Origin of the sequence: Brevibacterium sp. Mu109, assembly GCF_900169375.1 — a bacterium.
GTDB classification, from domain to species: Bacteria; Actinomycetota; Actinomycetes; order Actinomycetales; family Brevibacteriaceae; genus Brevibacterium; species Brevibacterium yomogidense_A.
The window spans coordinates 1-25,208 of sequence record NZ_FXZF01000005.1 but is presented as its reverse complement, the minus strand read 5'-3'; the positions used below and the strand labels follow the sequence as shown (position 1 = coordinate 25,208).

The 25,208-nt window shown below is 65.2% G+C and carries 19 protein-coding genes; 14 read left to right on the top strand and 5 right to left on the bottom strand.

Going from position 1 to position 25,208, the window contains the following annotated elements:
• Positions 1–3: 3 nt before the first annotated feature.
• The 7 genes from BSP109_RS04210 (at position 4) to BSP109_RS04180 (ending at position 7,942) form a co-directional block, all read left to right on the top strand.
• Positions 4–1,041: a 3-hydroxyacyl-CoA dehydrogenase NAD-binding domain-containing protein gene (locus BSP109_RS04210; protein ID WP_101599478.1), complete on the top strand. Its 1,038-nt coding sequence runs from the start codon at positions 4–6 to the stop codon at positions 1,039–1,041.
• The gene (locus BSP109_RS04205; RefSeq protein ID WP_087005497.1) at positions 1,038–1,478 is read left to right on the top strand and encodes a thioesterase family protein; all 441 of its coding nucleotides are present in this window, start codon (positions 1,038–1,040) and stop codon (positions 1,476–1,478) included. The genes BSP109_RS04210 and BSP109_RS04205 overlap by 4 nt, the downstream gene beginning before the upstream one ends.
• Positions 1,479–1,646: 168 nt before the next feature.
• Positions 1,647–3,230, top strand: coding sequence for an ABC transporter substrate-binding protein (locus BSP109_RS04200; RefSeq protein ID WP_101599477.1), 1,584 nt, complete (start codon positions 1,647–1,649; stop codon positions 3,228–3,230).
• Positions 3,230–4,180, top strand: coding sequence for an ABC transporter permease (locus tag BSP109_RS04195; RefSeq protein WP_101599565.1), 951 nt, complete (start codon positions 3,230–3,232; stop codon positions 4,178–4,180). Before BSP109_RS04200 ends, BSP109_RS04195 begins: the two co-directional genes overlap by 1 nt.
• Entirely contained in the window at positions 4,177–5,094 is a 918-nt protein-coding gene (locus BSP109_RS04190; protein ID WP_257944549.1) for an ABC transporter permease, read from the top strand. The genes BSP109_RS04195 and BSP109_RS04190 overlap by 4 nt, the downstream gene beginning before the upstream one ends.
• Positions 5,091–6,839, top strand: coding sequence for an ABC transporter ATP-binding protein (locus BSP109_RS04185; protein ID WP_101599476.1), 1,749 nt, complete (start codon positions 5,091–5,093; stop codon positions 6,837–6,839). The genes BSP109_RS04190 and BSP109_RS04185 overlap by 4 nt, the downstream gene beginning before the upstream one ends.
• A 56-nt stretch (positions 6,840–6,895) precedes the next feature.
• Complete coding sequence (locus tag BSP109_RS04180; RefSeq protein ID WP_257944548.1) at positions 6,896–7,942, top strand: alpha/beta hydrolase fold domain-containing protein; 1,047 nt, start codon at positions 6,896–6,898, stop codon at positions 7,940–7,942.
• Between the two features lie 19 nt (positions 7,943–7,961).
• On the opposite strand, the gene BSP109_RS04175 is transcribed toward BSP109_RS04180, so the two are convergent.
• The gene (locus tag BSP109_RS04175; protein ID WP_101599475.1) at positions 7,962–8,645 is read right to left on the bottom strand and encodes a hypothetical protein; all 684 of its coding nucleotides are present in this window, start codon (positions 8,643–8,645) and stop codon (positions 7,962–7,964) included.
• Between the two features lie 138 nt (positions 8,646–8,783).
• Between BSP109_RS04175 and BSP109_RS04170 the strand changes: the two genes are divergently transcribed.
• Positions 8,784–9,395, top strand: a complete 612-nt coding sequence (locus BSP109_RS04170; protein ID WP_101599474.1) for a TetR/AcrR family transcriptional regulator — start codon at positions 8,784–8,786, stop codon at positions 9,393–9,395.
• Here BSP109_RS04170 and BSP109_RS04165 read toward each other — a convergent pair.
• From BSP109_RS04165 to galE, 4 genes are all read right to left on the bottom strand, one after another.
• Positions 9,386–10,582, bottom strand: coding sequence for an MFS transporter (locus BSP109_RS04165; RefSeq protein WP_101599473.1), 1,197 nt, complete (start codon positions 10,580–10,582; stop codon positions 9,386–9,388). The two genes, BSP109_RS04170 and BSP109_RS04165, sit on opposite strands and share 10 nt — an antisense overlap.
• 870 nt (positions 10,583–11,452) lie before the next feature.
• Complete coding sequence (locus tag BSP109_RS04160) at positions 11,453–13,150, bottom strand: glycosyltransferase (protein WP_180959608.1); 1,698 nt, start codon at positions 13,148–13,150, stop codon at positions 11,453–11,455.
• 197 nt (positions 13,151–13,347) lie between these two features.
• Positions 13,348–14,352, bottom strand: a complete 1,005-nt coding sequence (locus BSP109_RS04155) for an aldo/keto reductase family protein (protein ID WP_101599471.1) — start codon at positions 14,350–14,352, stop codon at positions 13,348–13,350.
• 90 nt (positions 14,353–14,442) lie between these two features.
• The gene (gene galE / locus BSP109_RS04150) at positions 14,443–15,405 is read right to left on the bottom strand and encodes a UDP-glucose 4-epimerase GalE (protein ID WP_101599470.1); all 963 of its coding nucleotides are present in this window, start codon (positions 15,403–15,405) and stop codon (positions 14,443–14,445) included.
• A gap of 526 nt (positions 15,406–15,931) precedes the next feature.
• Between galE and BSP109_RS04145 the strand changes: the two genes are divergently transcribed.
• From BSP109_RS04145 to BSP109_RS04120, 6 genes are all read left to right on the top strand, one after another.
• On the top strand, positions 15,932–16,816 hold the full coding sequence (locus BSP109_RS04145; RefSeq protein ID WP_180959607.1) for a CDP-glycerol glycerophosphotransferase family protein: 885 nt from the start codon (positions 15,932–15,934) through the stop codon (positions 16,814–16,816).
• 134 nt (positions 16,817–16,950) lie between these two features.
• Positions 16,951–18,573, top strand: coding sequence for a stealth family protein (locus tag BSP109_RS04140; RefSeq protein ID WP_101599468.1), 1,623 nt, complete (start codon positions 16,951–16,953; stop codon positions 18,571–18,573).
• Between the two features lie 40 nt (positions 18,574–18,613).
• On the top strand, positions 18,614–19,003 hold the full coding sequence (gene tagD, locus BSP109_RS04135) for a glycerol-3-phosphate cytidylyltransferase (RefSeq protein ID WP_101599467.1): 390 nt from the start codon (positions 18,614–18,616) through the stop codon (positions 19,001–19,003).
• 147 nt (positions 19,004–19,150) lie between these two features.
• Positions 19,151–22,594: a CDP-glycerol glycerophosphotransferase family protein gene (locus tag BSP109_RS04130; protein ID WP_180959606.1), complete on the top strand. Its 3,444-nt coding sequence runs from the start codon at positions 19,151–19,153 to the stop codon at positions 22,592–22,594.
• A 108-nt stretch (positions 22,595–22,702) separates the two neighbouring features.
• A complete protein-coding gene (locus BSP109_RS04125; RefSeq protein ID WP_101599465.1) occupies positions 22,703–23,521 on the top strand; it encodes a CDP-alcohol phosphatidyltransferase family protein in 819 nt (272 codons plus the stop codon).
• A 344-nt stretch (positions 23,522–23,865) separates the two neighbouring features.
• A complete protein-coding gene (locus BSP109_RS04120) occupies positions 23,866–24,723 on the top strand; it encodes a glycosyltransferase (RefSeq protein WP_308297903.1) in 858 nt (285 codons plus the stop codon).
• Positions 24,724–25,208 lie beyond the last annotated feature (485 nt).

The window sequence follows — 25,208 nt, the reverse complement described above, 5'->3', positions numbered from 1 at the left end:
GAGATGCAGATTCGCGATATCGACTCCATCGACACCGTCGCCTGCGTGGGTGCCGGCACGATCGGCGGCGGCTGGGCCGCCTACTTCCTGTCCCGCGGACTGAGGGTGCGGGTGTGGGACCCCAGCCCGGTGGCCGAGGAGAAGCTTCGCCGCCTCATCGACTCCGCATGGCCCGCGCTCACCCGCCTGGGCCTGGCGGAGAGCGCGGACAAGGACGCCTGGAGCGTCCACACGGACCTGGCCGAGGCCCTGGACGGCGCAGGCTTCGTCCAGGAATCCGCGCCCGAGGTCCTGGAGATGAAGCAGGAGCTGCTCGCCGGGATCGCCCGCGCGGCTGCCGATGACGTCGTCATCGCCTCCTCCACCTCCGGCTACTCGATGACGGACATGGCCGCACTTGCTGCCGAAGAGAGCATCGCCGACCGTCTGGTCGTCGGCCATCCCTTCAACCCGCCGTACCTCATCCCCCTGGTCGAGGTCGTCGGCGGCGAGCGCACCGCTCCGGACGCCGTGGGCTGGGCCGCGAAGTGGTACGACGTGATCGGCAAGTCGGTCATCCGGATGGACCGCGAGGTGCCCGGCTTCATCGCCAACCGCCTCCAGGAGGCACTGTGGCGCGAGGCCCTCCACATGGTCAACGAGGGCGAGGCCACCGTCGACCAGATCGACCGCGCCATCACCGACGGTCCCGGACTGCGCTGGCCCCTGCAGGGCCCCATGCTCACCTTCGCACTGGCCGGGGGAGAGGGCGGCATGGCCCACATGCTCGACCACTTCGGTCCCTCACTGCTCTCCCCGTGGACCCGGCTCACCGCACCGGAGCTCACACCAGAGCTGCGCGACGCGGTCATCGCGGGCTGCGACGACGAGGCAGACGGGCGCTCCTTCGACGACCTGGTCGCGGCTCGCGACGCCGCGATCATCGACATCCGCCGGGTCGTCGGCGAACTGCGCTCGAGCATGCCCGGGGCTGCGGAGGGCGCCGGCGCACAGACCAGCCCTCAGCCGAACGGCCAGCGGTCCGACGGCGGCGCCGCATGAGCCTCACGACGTACGAGACCCCCGTCCTCGAGGACTGGATCGACTACAACGGCCACCTGACGGAGGGCTACTACGTCCTGGTGTTCGGCTTCGCGACCGATGCCGCGATGGACGCACTGGGTCTGGGCCCCGACTACCGGCAGGAGTCTGGCTGCTCGCTCTACACAGTGGAGGCGCACGTCCGCTACCTGCAGGAGGTCGCCCAGGGCGCGCGGCTGCGAGTGCGCACCCACGTCGTGGGCGTCGCGCAGAAGAAGCTCCACCTCGCCCACGAGATGTTCGTGGGCGACGAGCTCGTCGCGACGGAGGAGATCCTCGGGATCCATGTCAGCCAGGCCGACGGCCGGGCGACGGTGCTGCCGGAGGCGACTGCGGCCTCGGCGGCGGAGCATCGGATCTCCCCGCCGGTCTGGGTGGGGCGTGCCGTGCGGATCTGACGCCCAGCGGCGCCGTCGTGCACCACGAGGACGTGCACCACGACGACGGCGCCGCGACCGACGACTGAACAGAGGAGCCCGAGCGGGACGGTCCCCGGACCGTGTCCGCTGGGTGTGTGCCGGAGAGCGATTCGCTGAGCCGGCGACGTGAGGAAGAGGGAAGGCACGATGAGAACGGGAACCGGACTGAGACGGGTGGAGCAGGCGCTCACCCGCAGAGGGATATTGGGAGGGGCCATCGGGGTCGGCTCGGTCGGGCTGCTCGCAGCGTGCGGGCCCGGCCCCGCAGCCCAGGTGGACATGAGCGGTGGGCCGCAGCGCGGCGGCGCACTGCGAGTCGGACTGTCCGGCGGTTCGTCCGCGGACACGGTCGATGCGCACATCCCGGTGAACTCCGGGGACTCCGCGCGCGTGATCAACATCTACGACACCCTGCTCATCCGCGGCGATGAGTTCGAGCTGCAGCACAGGCTGGCGGAGACGTTCGAGACGAACGACGACGGCACCGTCTGGACCGCGAAGATCCGCGAAGGCGTGACCTTCCACGACGGGAAGCCGCTCACCGCTGACGACGTCGTCTTCACCTTCGAGCGGATCACCAACCCGGATGATCCGAAGTCGGGCGCCGCGCAGCTGTCGATGCTCGACGAGGTCGTCGCGACCGACGACCACACCGTCGAGTTCCGCCTGAACGAGGCCAACAGTGCTCTGGACGACGCGCTCGGCCAGTACGCCATGGGGATCGTGCCGCGCGGCTACGACCCGGAGAATCCGATCGGCTCCGGGCCCTTCAAGCTCAAGTCGTTCGAGCCCGGGCAGTCCGCCGTGCTCGAGGCCAACCACGACTACTGGGACGAGGGCCCCTACCTGGACGAAGTCCACCTGCTGAACTTCAACGACACGGACGCGGTCATCAACGCGCTCCTGTCCAGCCAGGTGGACTGCGTGGGCCAGATCCCCCTCTCGCTGGTCGACGTCATCGAATCGGATGAGCGGATGCGCATCCTCAATTCTGAGACCGGCATGTGGCTGCCCTTCTCCATGCGTGTGGACAAGGCGCCGTTCGACGACGTGCGCGTGCGACAGGCGATGCGCCTGGTGGTGGACCGCGAGGAGATGCTCGAACAGGTCTTCTCCGGCCACGGACGGCTGGGCAACGACATGTTCTCCCCGCTGGACCCGGACTACCCCTCCGACCTGCCGCAGCGCACGCAGGACATCGACGAGGCGAAGCGGCTGCTCGCGGACGCCGGCTACCCCGACGGCCTCACGGTCGAACTGGTGACCGCGCCCATCCAGGCCGGTGCCGTCGAGGCGGCGCAGGTGTACGCGGAGCAGGCGAAGCTCGCGGGCATCACCGTCGACATCCGCCGCGTCGACACCACCACCTTCTTCGGCGAGAACTACCTGTCGTGGGACTTCGCCCAGAGCTTCTGGTACACCCGCAACTTCATCCCGCAGGCCACATCGTGCGCACTCGAGGAATCGAGCACGAACGAGACGCAGTACACGGATGAGGACTTCGCGGACACGTTCTACCGTGCCCGGTCGGAGACCAACCCGCGGCTGCGCGGTGAGCTCATCCGCCAGGCACAGCATCAGCTGTACGAAGAAGGCGGCTACATCATCTGGGGATTCGGCAATCAGGCGGACGCCTACCAGAACTATGTGGGCGGGTTCGTCGAGAACGCGACGGGGCTGCCGCTGTCCGGATACACATTCCGACGCAACTGGATGGGTGAAGTCTCATGATGGCGAAACTGATCCTCCGCAGGCTCGTCCTGTCGGTATTCATCCTCCTGGCAGTGTCCGTGCTGGTGTTCTTCGCGACACTGCTGCTGCCGGGCGATCCCGCCCGCGCGATCCTCGGCCAGCAGGCCACACCGGAGCGCGTGGCCGCACTCCAGGCGCAGCTCAACCTCGATCAGCCGGCCATCGTGCGGTACTTCCTGTGGCTGGGTGGATTGTTCATGGGCGACTTCGGCATGTCCACCGCTTTCGGCGGTCCCGTCAGTGCGCTGCTCTCCGACCGGATCGTCTCGAGCCTCGTGCTCATGGTGCTGGCCGCAGTCATCTCGATCCCGCTGGGCCTGGGCTTCGGCATCTTCTCCGCCCTGCACCGCGGCAAGCGCCGCGACAAGGCGGTCACATGGGTGAGCCTGACGCTTGCGGCGCTGCCGGAGTTCGTCATCGGCATCGTGCTCGTGACGATCTTCGCGACGACCGTCTTCCAGATCCTGCCCGCGGTGACCATGTCGCCGCCGGGTCAGCAGGTGTGGATGTTCCCATCGCAGCTGATCCTGCCGACCATCACCCTGGCGCTCGTCGTCGCTCCGTACATCGCACGGATGATGCGCGCGACGATGATCGATGTCCTGGACTCCGGCTACGTCGAGATGGCGCGGCTCAAGGGCGTCCCGGAACGGCAGGTCATCATGCGCCACGCAGTGCCGCATGCCGTGGGCCCCGTCGCCCAGGTGATCGCCATCCAGCTGGCCTGGCTGGCCGGCGGCGTCGTGGTCGTCGAGTTCCTGTTCCGCTACCCCGGTATCGGACAGGCGCTCATCGACGCTGTCACCTTCCGTGACGTGCAGGTCGTGCAGGCGGTCTCCATGATCGTCGCCGTCGTCTACGTCGTGGTCAATCTGCTGGCCGACATCGTCGGCATCATGTCCAACCCCAAGCTGAGGAGCGCGTCATGAGTGAGAACACCGTGGTCGATCCGTCCGGCATGCACCGTGAGGACCAGGCAGCGGAGCTCAAGCAGTCCGCTTCGAAGCCCACCAACGTCGTCCAGCGGGTCTGGGCGCAGTCGGAGGGGCGGATCGGCGTCCTCCTCACGGCCGTCATCGTCCTGCTCGCCTTCCTGGGCCCGCTGCTGGCTCCTGTCCTCACGGGCTACTCGCCCACTGCGTTCGCCGACCGGCCCTTCCAGAACACCGGCCTCTTCGGCACGGACGATCTGGGTCGCTCCGTCGCGTCGCGGTTCCTGGCAGGCGGAACCCTGCTGGTGACCTACTCCGTGGCGGCGACCGCGATCGGCCTCATCGTCGGCGCGGCCTTCGGCATGACGGCCGCATACGTCGGCGGAACCGTCGACGCGCTCATCATGCGCTGCAACGACGTGCTGCTGGCGATTCCGCAGCTGGTCTTCGCGATGCTCGCGATCGTGGTGCTGGGACCGCAGGGCTGGGTCCTCATCATGGTCATCGGCATCACACACGCACCCCGCATCGCACGCGTGTCACGTGCGGCCACACTCAACGTCATCAACGAGGACTACATCCGGGCCGCAGAGATGTACGCGGTGCCGCGCGCACGGATCATCTTCCGTGAGATCGTCCCCAACATCATGGGGCCGCTGAGCGTCGAAGCCGGACTCCGGCTCACGTACTCGATCGGCTCGATCGCCTCCCTGTCCTTCCTGGGGCTGGGCATGCAGCCGCCCACGGCGGACTGGGGCCTGATGATCAACGAGAACCGCATCGCACTGAGCATCCAGCCGTGGGGCGTGATCCTGCCGGTCGTCGCGATCGCGATCCTCACGATCGGCACGAACCTGCTGGCCGACGCGATCGCACGCGCCACGGCCTCGACGAATGTGGAGAAATCATGAGTACCGCGATGACGACGACCGCAGAGACGGCCGAGGGCCTGTCGACCGTCCTGCGGATGGATGACCTGCGAGTGTCAGCAGTGGGCGGCAGTGAGATCCTGCTGGGGATCTCGCTGGAGCTGTACCGCGGCCAGATCCTGGGACTGGTGGGGGAGTCCGGCTCCGGCAAGACCACTGCAGGGCTCGCCTGCATGGGCCATTACCGCACAGGGCTCCAGCACACCGCTGGCGGGATCGAGCTGTTCCCGCGAGACGGGGATCCGTTCTACCTCGAATCGCTCAGCACGGAGCAGACCCGCGAGCTGCGGGGATCACGCGTCGCCTACATCCCACAGGACCCCGCGCTGTCCCTCAACCCTGCCATCCGGGTGGGGGAGCAGATCAGGGAGGTCCTGGACGTCCACGCGTTCGGGAAGTCCTCCGCCGAGCGCAGCGCGCGGGTCAAGGAGGTGCTCGAGGACGTGGGCCTGCCCGGGACGGACGAGTACCAGCGCCGCTGGCCCCACCAGCTGTCCGGCGGCCAGCAGCAGCGCATCGGCATCGCGATGGCGTTCGCGATGTTCCCGGACGTCCTCATCCTCGATGAGCCCACCACCGGACTGGACGTCTCCACACAGGCACACGTCCTGGACACCATCCGGGACATGACCCGCAGGCACGATGTCGCAAGCCTCTACATCACGCACGACCTCGCCGTCGTCGCGGAGCTGGCGGATCGGGTCGCGGTCATGCTGCGCGGTGAGCTCGTGGAGGAGGGTCCGGCGCAGCAGGTGCTGCACCGGCCCCAGCACGACTACACGAAGCGGCTCCTGGCCGCAGTGCCGGACTTGGCCGGTCGCAAGGACCTGACAGGGGGTGCGGGTCTTGCTGGGAGTGCAGACCAGGCCGGGCGCACAGACCAGGCCGGGGGCACAGAGCCCGCGTCCGAGGCTGCGAGGACTGAGGTGACCGGACCGACTCCCGCGACCGAGGCCTCGGCGACGGAAGCGGCAGAGCCGTACCTGCTGCAGGTGAGCGACCTCGCGATGAAGTTCGGCGACAACGTCGTGCTCAGCAGCATCGACATGACGCTGGAGCCGGGGGAATCCACGATGATCCTGGGCGAGTCAGGTTCGGGCAAGACGACTCTGTCGCGCTGCATCACCGGATTGGTGGACGGGTACACGGGCTCCGTGAAGTACCGGGGCGAGGAGCTGGCGAAGTCGACGCGCAAGCGCACGGTCGACCACCGCCAGGAGATCCAGTACGTCTTCCAGTCGCCGTTCTCGTCGCTCAACCCGCGACGCACGATCGGGGAGTCGCTCACCGTTCCGCTGGAGATGAGCAAGCGGCTTCCCCGCAGCGAGCACAAGAAAGCGGTGGAAGAGGCGCTGGACGCAGTGCGTCTGGGGCGGTCCTTCTACGACCGCAGGCCCGGCGATCTGTCCGGCGGTGAGCGGCAGCGTGCGGCGATCGCCCGTGCCCTGGTGAACGCGCCCCGCGTGCTGGTGTGCGATGAGATCACGAGTGCGCTGGACGTGTCCGTCCAGGCGTCTATCGTGTCGCTGCTGAACACGCTGCGGGAGGAGCGCGGGCTGGCGATCCTCTTCGTCACCCACAACATCACGCTGGCCAGGCACGTGTCCGGCCATATCAACGTGCTGAACAAGGGCGTGATCGTGGACCGTGGAACCGTGGAGGACGTGCTGGAGAACCCCTCCCACGAATACACGAAGTCACTGCTGTCGGACATCCCGCAGCTGTGAGCGGCAGCTCTGTGTGACACGACTCTGTGAAAGGAGATTCTGTGGAAGGAGATTCTGTGAACGACGATTCGACGCCGGCGCAGTCGCGCCTCGAGGACCTGCCTGCATATCTGCTGGAGCGGCTCACTCCGCAGATGCGGGACGTCCTGGAGCACCAGTTCGAGGACGAGGCCCGGAGGCGGGCGGAGGTGACCCTGCCGGAGGACCCGACCGAGGCCGCTCGGGCGGAGTATCGCGCGGAGCGCGCCTTCTGGAACGAGGGCGGGCCGACGATGGCATCGACACGGGAGCTGCAGATCCACGCTGCAGGGGTGGATGTGCCAGTGCGGATCCACCTGCCGGCGACCGTGGACGCCGCCGGCAGCGCGGACGAGTCCGGCCGCGTCCCTGCGATCCTGTTCTTCCACGGCGGCGGCTTCACGCTGGGAGACCTGGACACGCACGACCGCATCCACCGGATGCTCTCCCATCACAGTGGGGCGGCGGTCGTCGCAGTGGACTACTCGCTGTCGCCTGAAGTGAAGTTTCCCCAGGCACTGCGCGAATGCGCCGGGGTGACCGCTCATGTGGCAGAGCACGGCGAGGAGCTGGGGCTGGACGGCAGCCGACTGGCCTTCGCGGGTGATTCCGCGGGGTCGGGTCTGTCGATCGGGGCCGCACTGCTGCTGCGGGATGAAGCTCCCGACGTGTTCGCGCGGCTGCAGGCCCTGGTGCTGATCTACGGCGGCTTCGGGCTGAAGGACTCCGCTGCACGCCGGTTGTGGGGCGGCTGGTGGGACGGCATGAAGATGGACGACCTGTCCGGCTTCCAGGAGGCGCTGTACGCAGACCCGGCCGATGCTGACAGCCCGTACGTGCAGACGCTGCACTCGGATCTGAGCGGGTTGCCACCAGTGTTCATGCGGTCTGCGGAACTCGATCCGCTGGCGGACGATACAGCGGCGTTCGCGCAGATGCTGCGGCGAGCAGGGCATACCCCTGATGTGCGGGAGGTGCCGGGCGTGCTGCACTCCTACCTGCACTTCGGCAGGCTGTTGGATGAGGCGAACTTCACGTTGACGGAGGGCGCCCAGTTCATCGCTGCGAGGTTCACGGAGGGGTGAGAGCGGGGCCCGCCGGTTCTCAGCCGGTGATGCGTCGGATCTGCTGAGCCTTGTCCCGGTCGCGGACGACGATGTCGCGATCGCGCAGCTGATCACGCAGGGTGGCGGCCTCTCCTGCGCGTTTGTCGGTCAGTGCTCGCTGACGGGCGCGCAGCAGCGCGTGGTCTTCTGCGTCGAGCTCCGCACCGCGATCGACCCACGGCTGGAACGCGGCACCGCGGGGGTCCTCCTTGCCGCGCCACGTGATGCCGTGGGCTTCGAAGGCCGTGCGAAGGCGCGGTTCCAACCCGTTGTCCGATGTGGTGCGGGAGAGTTCCCGGGTGGCGTTATCGACGAGTACCAGCTCGTCGCCGTCGAGGAAGGCCTCCGCGATCTCGTCGGTCATGAAACGAGCCGATGACTTCTCCTTCGTGATGAGCACGCCGTCCGCATCGAGGGTCACTGTGCCGACTTCACCCTCCCAGATCGCGAACACGAACCAGCCTGCGAGCGCGCCGATCACGGTCAGCGCCGGGAGTGCCACGACGAGCGGGACCTCGTCGACGATGCGCAGGAAGACCGGAGCGGAGTCCACGCGGTCGAGCAGCCAGGCGGTGACGGGTTCGGCGATGAAAGCCAGGGCGAGACCGGCAGCCGCTCCCACTCCTATGAAGACGGGTGTGAGGCGGCGGTCGAGGGTGATCGTGGTGGATGGTGCGCTCATCGCGGGGCTCCTGGGGCGCTGAATGGATTCGGGATCAGACGAGTCCGATATGCGGTGCTGAGGTGGAGGACCTCCGGCTCGTGTGCGAGACTCCAGTGTATAACCGAGCGGTCAGTCTGTGAATTGTAGGAGGGCGTTGTGGCGAGGACTGTCGACCCGGTCAAGCACGCGGCCAATCGACGGCAGATCATGGATGCGGCGGCGCTGCTCTTCGCCGAGCACGGCTTCGAGCGCACGACGACCGTCATGATCTGCGACGCGGTCGGAATGAGCCCCGGCCGCCTGTATCACTACTTCGCCGGCAAGAAGCCGCTGTTCATCGCGGTACTCACCGCGGACAGGGGTGAGACGGGTGAGGTGCTCCGGGAGTTGCGACGACGAGAGAGCCCGCTCGAGGCGCTGCTGGCGTTCGTCGAACACCTCGCCGCGCCAGCGACTGCTCATCCGCTGGTGTCACAGCTCGTCCTCGAGGCGATGATGCAGGCGCAGCGTGACGAGGAGGTGCGGACGATCCTCGAGGAAGTCGACGATGAGGAGCAGGCCGGGATCGAGGAGCTGCTCACTCGGGCGCTTGAGGCAGGTGAGGCGGATGCAGGTCTCGACCCGCGTGCGGGTGCGCAGTGGCTTTCCACACTGGTCGGTGCGATGTATCTGGGTGGTTTGGATGGCGGTGCAATGCCGGACCCGCTCGTGCAGCTGCGCAGGACGGTGCTCGGTTACCTTGCGGCTCAACCTCCCCATCAGGCGTGAATACTCACCGGTGGGGATGCTCGTCGTGCATCGACGGTGGTGAGCACCAGCAGCGCGATGCAGAGCCCAGTGAGCACTATCGCCGCGGCGCCCACAGCGGTGCGGAGCGTCCCCGCGGTGGCGAATGCGCCGATGCCGATGACGGTGGCGGCTTGGAGCGCGTAGGCAACGAGGTACAGCAGTGAGAGCGCTGCACCGCGACTGTGCACCGGGGCAGTGTGGTTGATCACCCCCAGGCCGCCGGTGAACGCGAACGAGTAGGCGACGCCTCCCATCACGCACCAGCACAGGAACAGCGTGATCGATCCGAATGCGGCGGCCGAAGCCATGAGAGCAAGGCTGGCGACGGTCAGGAACGTTCCGGTCCAGACCGCGACGTGCGGGGTCACGCGTGAAAGAAGTAGCGCTGTGACGCCGATGGCTGCGGACGAGCATCCGAGAAGCAGCCCGACCACAGCGGTGTCGGACGTCTGGGTGAACTGCTCGATCATCTGTGCACCGAGTGAGAGGAAGATGGCTCCGACGCAGTATGCGAGCGATACGGACAGCGTGGCGATCGAGAAGCTCAGGCGCAGCCCCGGAGCGAGGCGCAGAGCCTGGGGCCGCCACGGCCGCGTGTAGGCGGGGCGGTCGTCACGAGTCAGCACGAGTGCGATCACTGCCCCGACGGTCAGCGCCAGGAGGACGATGTAGCTCCAGAACAGCGGCATGGGAAGGAACTGCGCGAATACTCCGCTGAGGACGAGTGCGAAGGTGAGTCCTACGGCAGTCGCGATCGTTGCCAGCGAGCTGGCGAACCGGGGGTTCCCGGTGGTGTTGTTCTCGACGAGAGAGGCCGTGGCGGCGCTCATCGCGAGGCCGGAGCCGGCGCCCTGGAGCGCACGCCCCAGGAAGAGGAAGCTGACATGCGGGGCGAAGGCGAAGACGATCGCGGAGGCCGCCAGCAGCGTCACGCCCCAGGTCATCACGAGACGGCGTCCGAACTGATCTGACAGGCTGCCGAAGACTGGCAGGACGACGAGCAGCGCGAGCTGGTACGTCGCGAACACGGTGGTGACGACCACCGGACTGAGCTCCCACTGCTGCGCGTAGATCGGATAGAGCACGCTGGGCGCACCACTGGACCAGAGGACCAGGGCCAGAACAATGGCTGCGGTCCAGAAGGCTCCGGTCCTGCCAAGCTTCATGCGCGACGGTCCGGCACCGGAGCCGCCGCGGCTATGGCCTTCGGCCCTTCGCACGTCACCAGCCCCTGACGGTGACCACGATGTCGTTCATATCCCTCACAGTAGGCGCAGGTGCGCGAAAGGTCGCGCTGCCGCTGCGAGCGCGAGACAGAGTCGAGAAATGGCGGAATTCCAGCAGGGGCTGACCGCCGCGACCCACTGCCTGCGGACGCCTGGCGCGAGACCCCATACGGTTATCTGCGCGTCCGTTCACGTGGGAGAACGCGACCGACCGTTTCCGGCCTCGGCAGAAGCCCGCCAGCGAGTCCTGGAGCGGACGTCTCAGAAACCGACCTCAGACCTCGCGTCGTTCGATGAGTGTGCCGGTCTTCGCCCACCCGGTCTTTGCTGCGCGAGTGTTCCGCAGACGGTAGCGGAGAGTGTCGTCGGAACCGGCTCGCGGCAGGGTCTATTTGAGCGTGCCGAACATCGGGGAGACATTCATTGTGACGAGGTAAGCAGTGATCTCCTGCGGCGACGGCTGAGCGCTTCGCCAAGGTCACAGCGATGAAGTTTTCGCTCTCGTGCCCGCAGATCGTCAGGAGGTCGAGGATCGACGGAGAGCCGACCTGACCCACCTTCTGGAGGTTCAGTTCTTCTTGAATCCCCGTTTCGGAGACTGCTGAGACGATTGGGCTGACGGGCGTGCCGCCCCGCCAGCGAGCGTCGCGAAAGGATGTGTCGCCCAGGAGGACGCCGTCGCCGTCCGGGCGATCCGTTCAGCAGAGTCGGGTGATGCCGTATACGCGGACAGCTGCCGGGGGTGGCAGCTCGCAGGTGATACTACGAATCAGGTACGGACTGTCGGTGTGCTGCTTGCGGCCATGCCGTTCACGCGGGGCTGGCGGCGGGGTCGGCGGGACGGCGGATACTGGCGTTTCCATGGGCCGTCGCATACAGTTCGACGGCGCCGATAGAGACCGGGGCGACGTCGGGCCCGACCGCGACTCGCTTTCGTGCCCGTGTTCCGTCGATTCGGGCGTCCACGAATAGATCCAGGAATCCCGAGGGGCCCAGGATCAGCTGGTCGACCGGCACAGCGCCCGTGAAGAGCAGGCCGCGGTCGCTCTCAGACGGGCGCATCGCGACACGCAAGTACCCGTCCTTTCCCCTGCCGATCCACGTGAGCTTCGCCCAGGAGGCTGTCTCCGCCTCCCCGGTCTCCAGACGAATGGACAACTCGAGGTTCTCGTCAGTGACCTCTGCTGCGACAAGCTGGGCGGAAACGCTCGCGCTCACTCCTCTGCTGGGAGTCGTGGGAGCACCCGTGAGCTCGTGGAAGACTTGTCCCCATCGTGCTGTGACGGCCTCCGCCGAAAACCTCTTGGATGTTTCGACCGCGGCCGCCCGCATGGCGACCACGTCTTCTTCATCCATTATGAGAAAGCGGCTGAGTGCTTCTGCAAGCGCGCGTGGATCACCCGCGGTGACCAAGAAGCCGTCGACTCCGTCTGTGATGATGTCTGAGGGGCCGTAGTCGATGTCATATGCAATCGGGATGCACCCGCTCGCCATGCTCTCCACAAGCATCAGTGACTGCCCCTCGGAACGGCTGGTGAGAAGACTGAACGAGGATTTCGCGAACTGGTCGCGAGCTCTTGAATCGTGGCCGTGCAGCCGCACGGAATCATTGAGCCCGAGCTGTGCGATGCGGTTCTCAATTCGGCCTCGATCGTCCCCTTCCCCGTATATGTCGAGTGTCGGAGGCGTGGGGTGCGTGATCGCAGCGAGGGCTTGGACGGCGTGGTCCAAACGTTTGATTCCGGAGAGCCGCGCAATAGTGACTCCGCGCTCGCGGCTCCTCGGCTTGATCGATCTGATGGCTTCGCCATGGAACGGATTGGGAATCGCTACGAGATTGTCTGACCCGATGTTGTCTCGGATGAGGTCGTCGCGCTGCCGCTCGGTCAGTATCGCCAGGCGGTCGAACCTGTCAGCGTTCGAGAGAACCGGGAAGTTTCTCTCGACCAGGTGCCCGGTTGTGTGCCTCGTGTCATTGCGGTGATGCGAATGGAGCGCTTGCACGAATGATGCGTGCGGACTTGAGAACGAATGCATCAGACCGCCGACGAATGCAGAATCGCTGACGATGATCGATTCCTTCTTTCCGACGATCATCTTGAGCCATTTCTGGTAGAACGCTGTGGCAGTCGGCCACTGTCCGACCGGGACGCCGCTGCGAGCGTACAGAGTCAACCGTCTGCCTCCGCGCGAGCCGGGGGTCTTGACGTCCTGTCGGTCGGTCAGGAGGAGGCTCCCGTCCGCGCGGAACCGGGCAATCTGTATCACCTCCCCAGCGTCGTTCGTGAGTTCGTAGTCCTCGCTTCCGCGTGTGGGTGTGCGTGAATGGTCCGAGTGGTCGGCTATGCGAGTGCTCTGCCCCAGCCTCACAAGAGTCTTGTTACCGGCTCGCCTGAGTTCGGACCAGAGATTCCGCACGCGGACTCTGCGACTGATGCTCCCTTCGCGGTATAGCTCGCGCTGTCTGGTGCGTGGTGAGAAGTCAGGGGCGAGGGTCAGAATGTCCATCCGCCGTCGACTCGTGTCCGCGAAGATCGAAGCGCGCCGCAGAGCCACCGTGGTCATTCCACCGAAAGATTCCGGAATGGTCCAGAGCAGATGGTGAATCGGAACGTCGGGAAGGGTGCGTGCTCGACTTCTCAAGGCGCCTCGTTGTCGTGAGTGATGCGGCGGGTGGAGAGCGGAAGGGGCGTAGGGCAGAGCGGTCAGCTGGGGCGGGTTTCTGGTGAGACGGTCTTTGCAGGATCGCGCTCTGCCAGGTGGCCGATGGCCTCGTCGATGCGCTTCAGCACATCAGAGTCGAGCTTCACGCCAGCGGCCTGGACGTTCGACTCGATCTGCTCAGGCCTCGACGCACCCACGAGTGCGGATGCCACATTGTCATTCGACAGGACCCAGGCGATGGCCAGCTGCGCCATGGTCAGTCCCATGTCGTTGGCGATGGGCTCCAGCTGTGCGACGGCGTCAAGGTAGTCCTCGGAGAGGTACCGCTGGACCGCGCGGGCGCCGCCTGCCTCGTCCGTCGCGCGGGAACCTGCCGGAAGCGGCTGGCCCTTCTTGTACTTGCCGGTGAGCACGCCCTGCGCGATAGGAGACCAGACGATCTGGGAGACCCCCAGTTCCTGAGAAGTCGGGATGACCTCGGCCTCGATGACGCGCCACAGCATGTTGTACTGCGGCTGGTTCGAGATGAGCTGGAAGCCCATCTCCTTCGACAGCGCATGGGCCGCGCGAATCTGGTCTGCCCGCCATTCAGAGACGCCGATGTAGAGGGCCTTGCCTTGACGGACGATGTCGGCGAATGCCTGCATCGTCTCCTCGAGCGGTGTCTCGTAGTCGAAGCGATGTGCCTGGTAGAGATCGACGTAGTCGGTGCCGAGCCTGCGCAGAGAGCCGTTGATCGACTCCATGATGTGCTTGCGTGACAGACCGCTGTCGTTCGGTCCCTTGGGGCCCGTCGGGTTGTAGACCTTCGTGAAGATCTCCAGCGACTCGCGACGCTGGCCCTGCAGCGCATCGCCCAGGACCTGCTCCGCCTTCGTGTTTGCGTAGACATCAGCGGTGTCGAAGGTCGTGACGCCGACCTCCAGCGCGGCGTGCACGCACTGCGTGGCGATGTCGTTCTCGACCTGTGAGCCGTGGGTGAGCCAGTTGCCGTAGGTGATCTCGGAGATCTTGAAGCCGGAATTGCCGAGGTAGCGATATTCCATGGGAGCCGCCTTTCTGATGCTGGTGCCGCGCTGGTGTGGGGTGAGCGTTTTCAGCCTAGCCCGGGAGGCCGACCTGCTACCGAACTAATGTCAGATCTCGTCCTCGACTCCCTGCATGAAACTCCACGCATCGGCGACCGTCTGCTCGAGGGTCAGCTCAGGTCGCCACCCGAGGATTTCTTGAGCACGGTGATTGGACGCGACGAGCGACGTGGGATCACCTGGTCGTCTAGGCTCCTCAGTCGCAGGAATAGGATGGCCGGTCACTCCGCGGCACGCGTCGAGGACCTGTCGAACGGTGTATCCGTTGCCGGTGCCCAGATTGATCACGCGATGGATCCCCGCCTGTGATGCGTCGAGTGCGAGGAGGTGGGCCCGCCCAAGATCCGTCACGTGGAGGTAGTCCCGAAGCGCGGTACCGTCCGGGGTCGCATAGTCGGAGCCGAAGATCTTGCACGAATCCGTGAGTCCGGCAGCGACACTCAGTAGGTTCGGGATGAGGTGGGTTTCCGGCGAGTGCTTCTCTCCGAATCGTCCGCGTGCTCCTCCCACGTTGAAATAGCGGAGCGATGTCGCTGCCAGACCGTGTGCACGGCTGTACGAGCTCAGCATGTGATCGACGGCAAGCTTGGATGCGCCGTAGGCATTCACCGGGTTTGCAGGAGTCTGTTCGGTGATGGGTGAGTCCTGAGGTTCGCCGTATGTGGCGGCCGTGGAAGAGAAGATGATCCTGGGGATTCCCGCCGCGCGCATGGCCTCGAGGAGGAGGAACGTGCCTGCGACGTTGTTCTCCCAGTACAACTCAGGTGCGGCGACTGATTCACTCACGAGTGACTTCGCGGCGAAGTGAAGTACGCCTTCGTACTTTCGGCCGATCAGGTGCGCGTGGCTGTCGTGAATACGCGCATGTACGAAGTGCGCCCCCTCGGGGACCGACCCCCGATGCCCAGTGGAGAGATCGTCGAGGACGGTGACCTCATGGCCTGCGTCGAGCAGCTGGGACGTGACCACCGAGCCGATGTATCCGGCACCACCGGTGACGAGAAGCTTCATGGCGGCTCCTTGGAGTTGATGCGCGAGGCGCGAGGGAACGTCGGTGCTCTCATCAGACTAGCGACCCCAGAGGTGCGGATGCATACATTCTGCGGATTCGGCATCGGCGGGAGATGACCTGTTAGTGGTCGGCGGATGTGGCACGCTACTAGGCATGTCTGGTCTGCGTCGTATCATCGCTCCCCGGGTCGCCGCCGCCGCTGGACGGTTCGGCCCTGTCGTGCGGAGGCTCGCGGACCTCTGCTCGAACCGGCTTGCAGGCCCCAGGGTCGCGCGAGTACTCGCTCCCCGCTCGGCAGACCGGTTCACCGTAGTAGTGCATTTCGCCGGCGATTCGGCGTCAACGTACCAGCTCGAGCAGTGGCTGTGGCCCCTGGAACAGCTGGCGAAGCGAACGTCGGTGGGAATCCTGTGCCGTGGTGCGCGGACCGCGGAGCGCGTCACGGAGCTCACGACGACTCCCGTGAGGTACGGGCGAAGTATCGACCATCTTGATGCCGCACTGGGCGCTGACTCCACTCTGTGCGTGCTCTATGTGAATCAATCGCCGATGAACTTCCACGCTCTTCGTCATCCGCGCCCCGCGCATGTCCATCTCTCGCACGGCGAAAGCGAGAAGGCGTCCATGGTCACCAACCAGCTCAAGGCCTACGACGAGGTGCTGACGGCAGGTCATGCGGCCCGCGACCGCCTGACGTCGCAGCTCATAGGCTTCGGCCCTGAACGCACTCGCGACGTGGGGCGACCGCAGTTGGACCAGCCGCGCAGCACGCCGCAGCAGTGGAAGGATTTTCTGCGTTCTTCAGAGAGACGGCACATCTCGGGCGGCCCGGTCCTGCTGTGGGCGCCCACGTGGGAGGGTGATTCAGCCTCCATGGCCTACGGGACCCTCCCGACATCTGGCATGCGCATCGTGGAAGCCGCACACGCTGCGGGCGTGCGAATCATCTATCGTCCTCACCCTCGTACCGGGTACGTCGATCGCCGGTTCCGTGAGGCGGACCGCGAATTGCGCGAGCACGTGAGAGCCGTCGGGGGTTTCGTCGACGAGACTGATTCCGTCAGCTGGCAATTCGATGCGGCAGACGCTTGTCTCGCAGAGATGTCTTCTGTCGCGTTCGACTGGCTCTCGACCACGAAGCCGCTGGCTCTCATCCTTCCCACAGACAGCCGAGCGGAAATGTTGAGCGGTGGGCTGTTCGACCGTGTGCCGTCGTATGAGGCCGAGGCCGCCGGTGGGGCCGTCGAATCGCTCGCAAACCTTGTTTCTGCTGGTCAAGGTGGTATCTCCGGAGAAGTCGAAGCCGCTGCCCAGTACTACCTCGGTGAGGTGGGCCAGGGGGCGCAGGTGCGGCGGTTCGTGACCGCAGTGACGGATATAGTCCGAGAGCGGAAGGAGTTGCTGCGCTGAAGGGGCCGGGTGGTGAACGTTCTGCGAACGATCGTTGAACTCGGCGGTTTAGGATACTGTCCATGCCCTAACGGCATCCATTGCCCACCGAGTGTCGTGAGGAGTTTCGTACCGTGCGGCTTTCCCCTTCAGCCGTGCGCTCCATCGTAGCCAGCAAGCTGACCCCGGAGCGCAAGCTCTGGCTCTCCCGATTGCGCCACGGAGAGCTCTCGTGGCAACGCCGCACACCGGCTCCCGCGGTGCGGAAGGAGATCGATGAGTTCCCCGGGTACGACGCACGCCGAATGCAGGATCTGTCCCTCCGCGCCGTGCGCGATGCACTGACGAACGCTTCCGTGCAGTACGTCGAGTTGCCCCGACTCAGTCATTTCGGCCCCACTCTTGTGGTGTGCGATAGCCAGTCTGCGGCGGCTCTTGCGGCGGTCGCCGGATTGCTCTCGAGCCGACAGCGCTGGACGATCCGATGCGCAGATGCCCGGGGGCACGTCGTGAGCGCTCGCCGCGCAAGGGGAAGGCCGCAGGCGCTGGCCGCAGTCGAGTGCCGTCGGCGGTGGATCGCAGCGAACGGCCGGGACCTCACTACTCCGGCGGAGGCCGTCACGATCGAGTTCTGGGAGGAGCTCGGCGCGGGGGTGCCTCGAGCCGACGGTTCGGTGCATCTGCCAGGCACGCTGCGGCGCCGTCAGAATGACGGCAGCCTCTTGCTCGAGTACATCGAACCGAAGGTGTGGAGCGCCTGCGTGTCCGATGACTCCGTGCTCGGTCTGCCCGCTCCGCATCTCGATGCACTGAACGAACCTGTGGACATCGTCTACACGTGGGTGGACGGTGACGACCCTCGGTGGCGTCAGCGCATGGTCGCGGCGCGGGACGAACGGGCCGACGACGGTGCAGAGGTGAGCTCGACCGCGGAATCACGCTTCACGTCGCGCGATGAGCTCCGCTATTCGCTGCGGTCGCTGGAGTACTACGCCTCCTGGGCCAGGCATGTCTACATCGTCACTGATGGGCAGGCCCCGTCATGGCTCGATACGTCGAACCCACGGGTCACAGTCGTGGACCACCGCGAAATCTTCTCGGATCCCCGTGTGCTTCCCGTCTTCAACTCCCACGCGATCGAATCGCAGCTGCACCATATCCCCGGTCTGAGCGATCGATATCTGTACCTCAATGATGACGTGCTCTTCCTCCGTCCGACGGATCCGGAGCTCTTCTTCACTGGGAGCGGGCTCGCCAAGCACTTCCCATCCACTGTGCCCTTGGACATCGGTGGACAGAGTGTTCGGGACCTCCCTGTCATGTCCGCCGCCAAACGCGGCAGAGAACACCTCATCCAGCGGTATCAGCGAACGGTGACCCAGCGGTTCAAGCACACGCCTCACGCGCAGCTTCGGCGGGTACTGGAGACGATGGAAGCCGAGTGCCCAGAGCTCTTCGCGGAGGTGGCATCGTCACCGTTCCGTTCGCCGCACGACGTCTCCATCCCGTCCTCCCTGCATCACTTCGATGCAGCGATGCAGGGGCTGTCCGTCGAGGGCCGGATCGGGTATCAGTTCATCGATCTGGCCAGTCATGATCTCGCACTTCGTCTCAGCCGCGCCGCACGGCGCACTGACCTGGACGTCGTCTGTCTCAACGAGACCACGATCCCACCACAGTCGGAGGAGACGATCGATGCTCTGGTGGGCGAGTTCCTCGAGGACCGGTTCCCGGTGCCTTCCAGCTTCGAACTTGTTCCAACAGGTCGTCTCGGATGAACCACAACGCACGTCACATCAGACATTCAAGGAGAGAATCATGCGCCGAGTGATCACATACGGCACGTTCGATCTGCTGCACTACGGACACATCCGCCTATTGCAGCGGTGCAAGGCACAGGGCGACTACCTTGTCGTCGCGCTATCGACGGACGAGTTCAACGACGGCAAGGGGAAGAAGTCGTACTTCTCCTACGATGACCGCCGGAACATGCTCGAAGCGATTCGTTATGTCGACCTTGTGATCCCAGAGGAGTCGTGGGAGCAGAAGCTCACGGACGTCGACAAGTACCACATCGACACGTTCGTCATGGGCGACGACTGGACGGGAGAGTTCGACTTCCTCAAGGACAAGGTCGACGTCGTCTATCTGCCGCGCACCCCGGAGATCTCCACCACGCAGATCAAGAGCGACCTCGGCACCAGCTGATTGATGGCGCCCGGCTGAAGGCGCACAGCGCTTTGGGTCGCATCCCTGGTGACGCGGTTCTGATCTGTGTCATCTTCTGCTATTCACCCGCTAAGGAACTTCTTCGCCATGAACCTGCTCAACACACTCGGACATAACCTTCACGGAGTGCTCTCGCCGCGTGGCGAAGGTGCCCGTCGCAGTGAGAACGTGCCGTTGCGAGCGAGGCTGGAATATCGGCAGGAGGGCGCCCATGTATTCATCCGGCTGGAGGTCGCTGCTGACGCGGTGGCGCGGCGGCTGTGGGCGCGTTCCAGTCGCGGCGACCTGCACGAGCTGGCGGTGTTCGCGCCGGCTGGTGGCGGCGTCGTGCCGGGAACGCGTGCCTTCGAGGCGCTGTTGTCCCTCTCCGACACAGAGACCGCCGGGTGGTTGCGCGCCGCGGCAGATCACGCGCGGACTGATGACGATGCGGCACTCGACTCGCCGGAGAACGGCGAGCGGTTCAACTTGTTCGTCGAGGTGACTGCTCCTGCATGGCGCCTGGGGGAGAAGCGGCAGGCCATCGACGACGTTCCGGAAGCCGAAGAGATAGCTCAGGCTCCGCAGCGCGGAGCGCGCGGCCTCATCGCGCTCGGACGATTCGACCGCACGATCGTCACAGGTGCGGTGCCCGTGCCCCTGTCCTCCGAGCGCAGTGCGCTGATCTACCCCACCCGTTTCGGGAACCTCGTCATCGCAGCCGGGTACCTGCCGAACGCCTACGGTCGTGTGCACATCGATGAGGCTCGCATCTCGGAGGGTGACTTCGTCTTCCGTGGACGTATGTACACACGCCACGGAGAGCTCGAAGACGCCGTACTGCTGCTCGAAGGACGCGATACCGGGGCAGTGCTGTCCATTCCTCTCCTGTTCGAGGCGACTCCCGGGTTCGCTGAGTCACATCGGGGCCATCATCGGTACGACCTGCAAGGGACGTTCCCGCTCGCAGACCTCCTGCACGAAGACTTCCTCGGCGATGACCTTGCGAGTACAGTCACCGCTCGCGATGACCTCTTCGACGTGCGTGTAGTCAGCCGCTCCATGCAGTCCGATGACGAGCACCGCGCTCGTGTGGGACGTTCACGGTACCTCGTACGGCGGCAGGCCAACGAGGCCACTGCGGAGCGGGACGGCCTCGCGGTGCTCGTGAGCCCGTACTACACCTTCAAAGCCAAGAAGCTTTCGATTCGGGTCGAGTACTACGCGCCAGAGGTCCTGCGCGCGATGCTGGCGGGGCCGAGACCGGTCGGCACTGTGACCGAGACGAGCTCAGACGGCGGCGGATCCGTCCCCGCTCCGGTCTGGCTGATCGGCGAGCAGAGCTTCAAGGCCCAAGACAATGGGCTCGCATTCTTCCGCTACATGCGCACGCACCATCGGGAGATCGACGCGTACTACGTGATCGATCGGGCTGCACCTGACCGCGAGAACCTGTCCGGGTTGGACCATGTGGTGGACTACCGCTCCATGGAGCATCTCGAGCTGATGTTCCGTGCCGAGCGGGTGCTCGGCACCCACCATCCCGAGTACCTCTTCCCCAGTCGTTCGCGCACGTTCAACCGCATGGTCGACCCTGTGAAGGTCTTCCTGCAGCACGGTGTGATCGCCATCCGACGTGTGGATCCGCTCTACGGGCGATCCGTGGAAGGGTTCGACACGGACCTGTTCCTGGTGAGCTCTGAGCGTGAGAAGCAGATCATCGTCGACGACCTCGGATACCGGCCGGAAGAGGTCGCAGTCACGGGCCTCGCCCGTTTCGACACGCTGTTCGACGGACGGGAAGCAGCACGGCCGGGGCAGGTACTCATCATGCCCACGTGGCGCGAATGGCTGCAGAACGAGGCCGCATTCCTGGACTCCGAGTACTTCCACCGGTGGACGGATCTGCTCCATTCCGATCGCTTCCAACAGGTCCTCACGGACCATGGAGCGGAAGCCGTTTTCCACCTGCACCCCAACATGCGGATGTTCGCCGAGCACTTCTCGGCGCCCCATGTCCGGACCGTAGAGCAGGGCGAGGAGTCTGTGCAGCGGATGCTCAAGCAGAGCGCGGTGCTGGTCACGGACTATTCCAGCGTGGGTGCGGACTTCAGCTTCCTCGGCAAGTCCGTCGTGTACTACCAGTTCGACGCAGGACGGTTCCTTCGAGACGGCGCCCACATCGATCTCGACTCGGAGCTTCCCGGCCCCCGTGTCGCTGCCCTCGACCCACTCGTCTCGCGGATCGACGAAGCGCTTCAGCGCGGCGGGACGATCTCTGCCGATTATGCTTCGCAGGCCGACCAGCTCATCGCCCACCGGGACTCTCAGAACTCTGAGCGGATCTTCGACATCGCCGAGCGGGCTCACCATCGCAAGAACTCGATGAAGGAGAAGTACGGGGAGCTCCTGCAGTCGGCGTCCCGGGTCGCTCGCCGTCGTAGGCAGTACCTGCCGGTGATGCGTCGCCTGTACAGCGTCTTCAAGCGGTTGCCCGCATCGGAAGATCTGATCGTGTTCGAGGCGGGGCTGGGCCGCCAGATGAACGACAGTCCCAAGGCGATCTACGACGAGCTGCTGCGACGTGGTGATACCCGGACGAAGGTATGGGTGTACAACAGGAAGCCGCATGTGGCTGACTCCCGCACTCGGGTGGTGAAGAAGCTCTCCCCTGAGTACTTCTGGTACCTCGCCCGCGCTAAGTACTGGGTGAGCAACCAGAATCTTCCTCACTACATCACGCGCAGACCGGATGGGGTGTACCTGCAGACGTGGCATGGCACACCGCTGAAACGCATGTTTCACGATCTGGAGACCGTCCACGGACGCGACGAAGGGTACAAGGCGCGTGTCACGAACGCGATCGCTCAGTGGTCACACGTGCTCTCGCCCAGTCCGTTCGCCACAGAGGCATTCGCCTCCGCCTTCCGTCACGACGCGGAGGTGCTGGAGCTCGGCTACCCGCGCAATGACTCACTTCACTCGGACGATGCAGAAGGTGTGCGTGCGCGTGTCCGCAACCGTCTCGGAATCCCGGAGGGGAAGAGGGCGGTCCTGTACGCACCCACCTTCCGGGACAATCTGTCGGCGGGCAGAGGGCGATTCTGGTTCCAGCCACCGTTCAGCATCGAAGAGATGGCGGAAGCGCTCGGTGAGGACACGGTCCTCCTGGTGCGCCTCCACGTCGTTATCAAGAATCGGCTGGCTGTAGCTGAGGGGTTCGAAGACCGCATCATCGACGTGACGGACCATTCGGACCTCAATGAGCTGTTCGTCGCAAGCGACGCGCTGATCACTGACTACTCGTCACTGTTCTTCGACTATGCGCCACTCGGCCGTCCCATCGCCTTCTTCCCGTATGACCTCGAGGAATACCGAGACCAGCTACGCGGCTTCTACCTCGACTATCCGGACGACCTGCCGGGACCGGTGGCGACGGAGCTCGGTGAGCTCGCCAGCGCTCTCCGACGTGAGGAAGCCGTCGATCTCGCAGCGCGGGAGGCTTTCCTCGAATGGTTCGCGCCGCACGAGGACGGGCATGCCGCTGAACGTGTCGTCGACTCGCTCTTCACTAGACGGCTCTGCCGATAATCGAACGACCAAGATGAACATTGAGCGAAAGTCCATGGAACAGAGCTAGAATCCACGACGATGACCTCCACCGAACCCTTATCCGCGCACCGAGAGGCGGGAGACCTGATGGGCGACGAATCGCGTCCCGGCTCGCCGACTCTCGACCAGCTTCGTGCGATCGCGCAGCCACCCGAGGTTCGGGCACGCAAGAACGCCGAGCACTGGACCGCTGAGCTCTACCTCCGACACATCTCGATCTATCTCACAGCGGCACTGGTGCGCACCCCCATCACTGCGAACGGCGTCACCGCACTGATGATCCTCTCCGGGTGGGCCATCGCGGGTGCATTGCTGATACCCGGAATCTGGGGAGCGCTGCTCGCGTTGTTCTTCTCGCAGCTGCAGCTCTACTTCGACTGCTGCGATGGCGAGGTGGCCAGGTGGCGCGGCACCAGCTCAGCGAAGGGAGTGTTCCTCGACAAGGTAGGGCACTACACCACGGAAGGCGCGGTCGCGGTCGCGCTCGGGTTCCGTGCAGTCGGTGATCTTTCGCTGGTGCGGACGGACCCGGGGCAGGCGTATCCCTTCATCGTGGCCGGCCTCGCCCTGGGGTGGTTCGTACTCCTGAACAAGGCACTCAACGACATGGTTCATGTGTCGCGCGCTTTCAACGGACTCGGCAGGCTGCCCGACACCGCAGCTGCGACCGACATCCCCCGAGGACTCGTCGCGACACTCAAGCGGATCGTGCGCTTCGTTCCGTTCCATCGCATCTACCATTCCGTCGAGATGTCCCTGCTGGCCGTCGTTGCAGGCATCGTCGGTCTCGTTCCCGCTATCGGACTCACCGCGGATCGCGTGCTCGTCGTGGCACTTGCAGTTCTGTGCGCAGTGTCCGTCGTGGGGCATTTCATCGCGATCGTGGCATCCAGGAGGCTCTCATGACAGACCCTCGTCGTAATCGACGGCTTCTGACGGCCGATCCAGCGCGAGCGCATCAGGGTCCGCAGAACGACGGCCCGTTCGATCTGCCGGACTATCCCGAGGCGTGGGACCGGAGCGCGCACCTGCGCCGCGATGCCCACGTCCTGGATGTCGGCCAGGCTCCGGACGGTGCGCAGACCTTCGAGCTCGCTCCGCCTACTACGCCCGGCGCGCCTGCCACGTCGCGGTCCCGTCAGCAGACTGCCCCGGGGTCTGCGGATGAGGGCCCTTCATCTGGGCCAGCGCCTCTCTCCGGCGCACCTCTGTTCAGCCCGGCCACACGCCGTCGCTACGGGTATGGAGTCGTGGTGCTGACGCAGGGGAAGCGTCCTGACGACCTCCGACGCGGACTGGATTCGTTGTTGGCTCAGCGCGGAGTCGACCTCGACATCCTGTGCGTGGGCAATGGGTGGGAACCCACCGGGCTCCCGGACGGAGTGCGTTCGCTGGCGCTGCCGGAGAATGTCGGGATTCCCGCCGGTCGTAACGAAGGCGTCCCACACGTGACAGGAGAGTTCCTCTTCTTCCTCGATGACGATGCCTGGCTTCCTGATGACACGACGCTCATGCGGATGGCGCAGCTGATGCGCACACAGCCAAAGATCGGCCTCGTCCAGCCACGAGTCGTCGACCCATCGCGGGAGGACGCCCCGACGCGATGGATCCCGCGCCTCAGGAAGGGTTCGGCAGAGTACTCGTCGAACGTGTTCTCCGTGTGGGAGGGTGCTGTCGGACTTCAACGACGTGCCTTCGACGAGAGCGGCGGATGGCCGGCACCGTTCTGGTACGCACACGAAGGCATCGAGCTCGCATGGCGCGTCTGGGATGCGGGCTACCAGGTCTGGTACATGGGCGACCTGTCCGTCGCGCATCCGGTGATCGACCCCAAACGCCACGATGAGTACTACTACATGAATGCACGGAACAGGGTCTGGCTGGCCCGACGCAATCTGCCCTTCCCGATCAGCTGGGCGTACGTGGGTTCGTGGACCGCCGTGCAGTGTCTGCGCTGGGCGAATCGGCCGGACCAGCTGCGAACATGGTTCAGCGGGTGGCGCGATGGGTGGAGAGACGCTCCGTGGGCTGACGACGAAGAGCATCGCAAACTGTCTGGACGCGGTCTGCTCGCCATGGCCGTGCACGGACGCCCGCCGGTCGTCTGACCCACCTCTCCGAATACAACGCATTGCAGGCTGTCCCCGGTACAAGGGTTCACGCCGCGAGGAGGAAAGCTTCCGAGATGTTAATCAAGAAGGCCCTCATGGCGGGGCTCCCTGCGCCGCTCGCAGATCGACTGCGACGTGCACGAGGCAAGGCTGCGGCTCGCAGGCGTCCAGCGCCCACTCCACGAAAGGCCGTCCCACAGACGTCCAGTCCGTCTGACCCGAAGAAGGCGGCACGGGCCAAGAAGCTGGCAGACATCGCTCGCTCTGCTGCTGCACCGGTGAAGCCGGGCACCGTCCTCTATGAATCGTTCGGTGGGAACGGTGCGCTCTGCAGCCCACGGTCGATATTCGAGTAAAGGGGTATCCATCTTGGTGCCGATAGGTGGATCGGTGCGGGCTGGTGGTCAGGGAGTTCGGCGCCAGGGCCTGGGAGAGGTTGCCTGGTCGAGGCTACTGGGCCTCGAGCGAGGTCCTCTTCGCCC

Excerpts from the sequence above, each read along its gene's own strand:
- BSP109_RS04210 (WP_101599478.1), top strand. The coding sequence starts at position 4 with ATGCAGATTCGCGATATCGACTCCATCGACACCGTCGCCTGCGTGGGT.
- BSP109_RS04205 (WP_087005497.1), top strand. The coding sequence starts at position 1,038 with ATGAGCCTCACGACGTACGAGACCCCCGTCCTCGAGGACTGGATCGAC.
- BSP109_RS04200 (WP_101599477.1), top strand. The coding sequence starts at position 1,647 with ATGAGAACGGGAACCGGACTGAGACGGGTGGAGCAGGCGCTCACCCGC.
- BSP109_RS04195 (WP_101599565.1), top strand. The coding sequence starts at position 3,230 with ATGGCGAAACTGATCCTCCGCAGGCTCGTCCTGTCGGTATTCATCCTC.
- BSP109_RS04190 (WP_257944549.1), top strand. The coding sequence starts at position 4,177 with ATGAGTGAGAACACCGTGGTCGATCCGTCCGGCATGCACCGTGAGGAC.
- BSP109_RS04185 (WP_101599476.1), top strand. The coding sequence starts at position 5,091 with ATGAGTACCGCGATGACGACGACCGCAGAGACGGCCGAGGGCCTGTCG.
- BSP109_RS04175 (WP_101599475.1), bottom strand. The coding sequence starts at position 8,645 with ATGAGCGCACCATCCACCACGATCACCCTCGACCGCCGCCTCACACCC.
- BSP109_RS04165 (WP_101599473.1), bottom strand. The coding sequence starts at position 10,582 with ATGAAGCTTGGCAGGACCGGAGCCTTCTGGACCGCAGCCATTGTTCTG.
- BSP109_RS04160 (WP_180959608.1), bottom strand. The coding sequence starts at position 13,150 with ATGGACATTCTGACCCTCGCCCCTGACTTCTCACCACGCACCAGACAG.
- BSP109_RS04155 (WP_101599471.1), bottom strand. The coding sequence starts at position 14,352 with ATGGAATATCGCTACCTCGGCAATTCCGGCTTCAAGATCTCCGAGATC.
- galE (WP_101599470.1), bottom strand. The coding sequence starts at position 15,405 with ATGAAGCTTCTCGTCACCGGTGGTGCCGGATACATCGGCTCGGTGGTC.
- tagD (WP_101599467.1), top strand. The coding sequence starts at position 18,614 with ATGCGCCGAGTGATCACATACGGCACGTTCGATCTGCTGCACTACGGA.
- BSP109_RS04125 (WP_101599465.1), top strand. The coding sequence starts at position 22,703 with ATGGGCGACGAATCGCGTCCCGGCTCGCCGACTCTCGACCAGCTTCGT.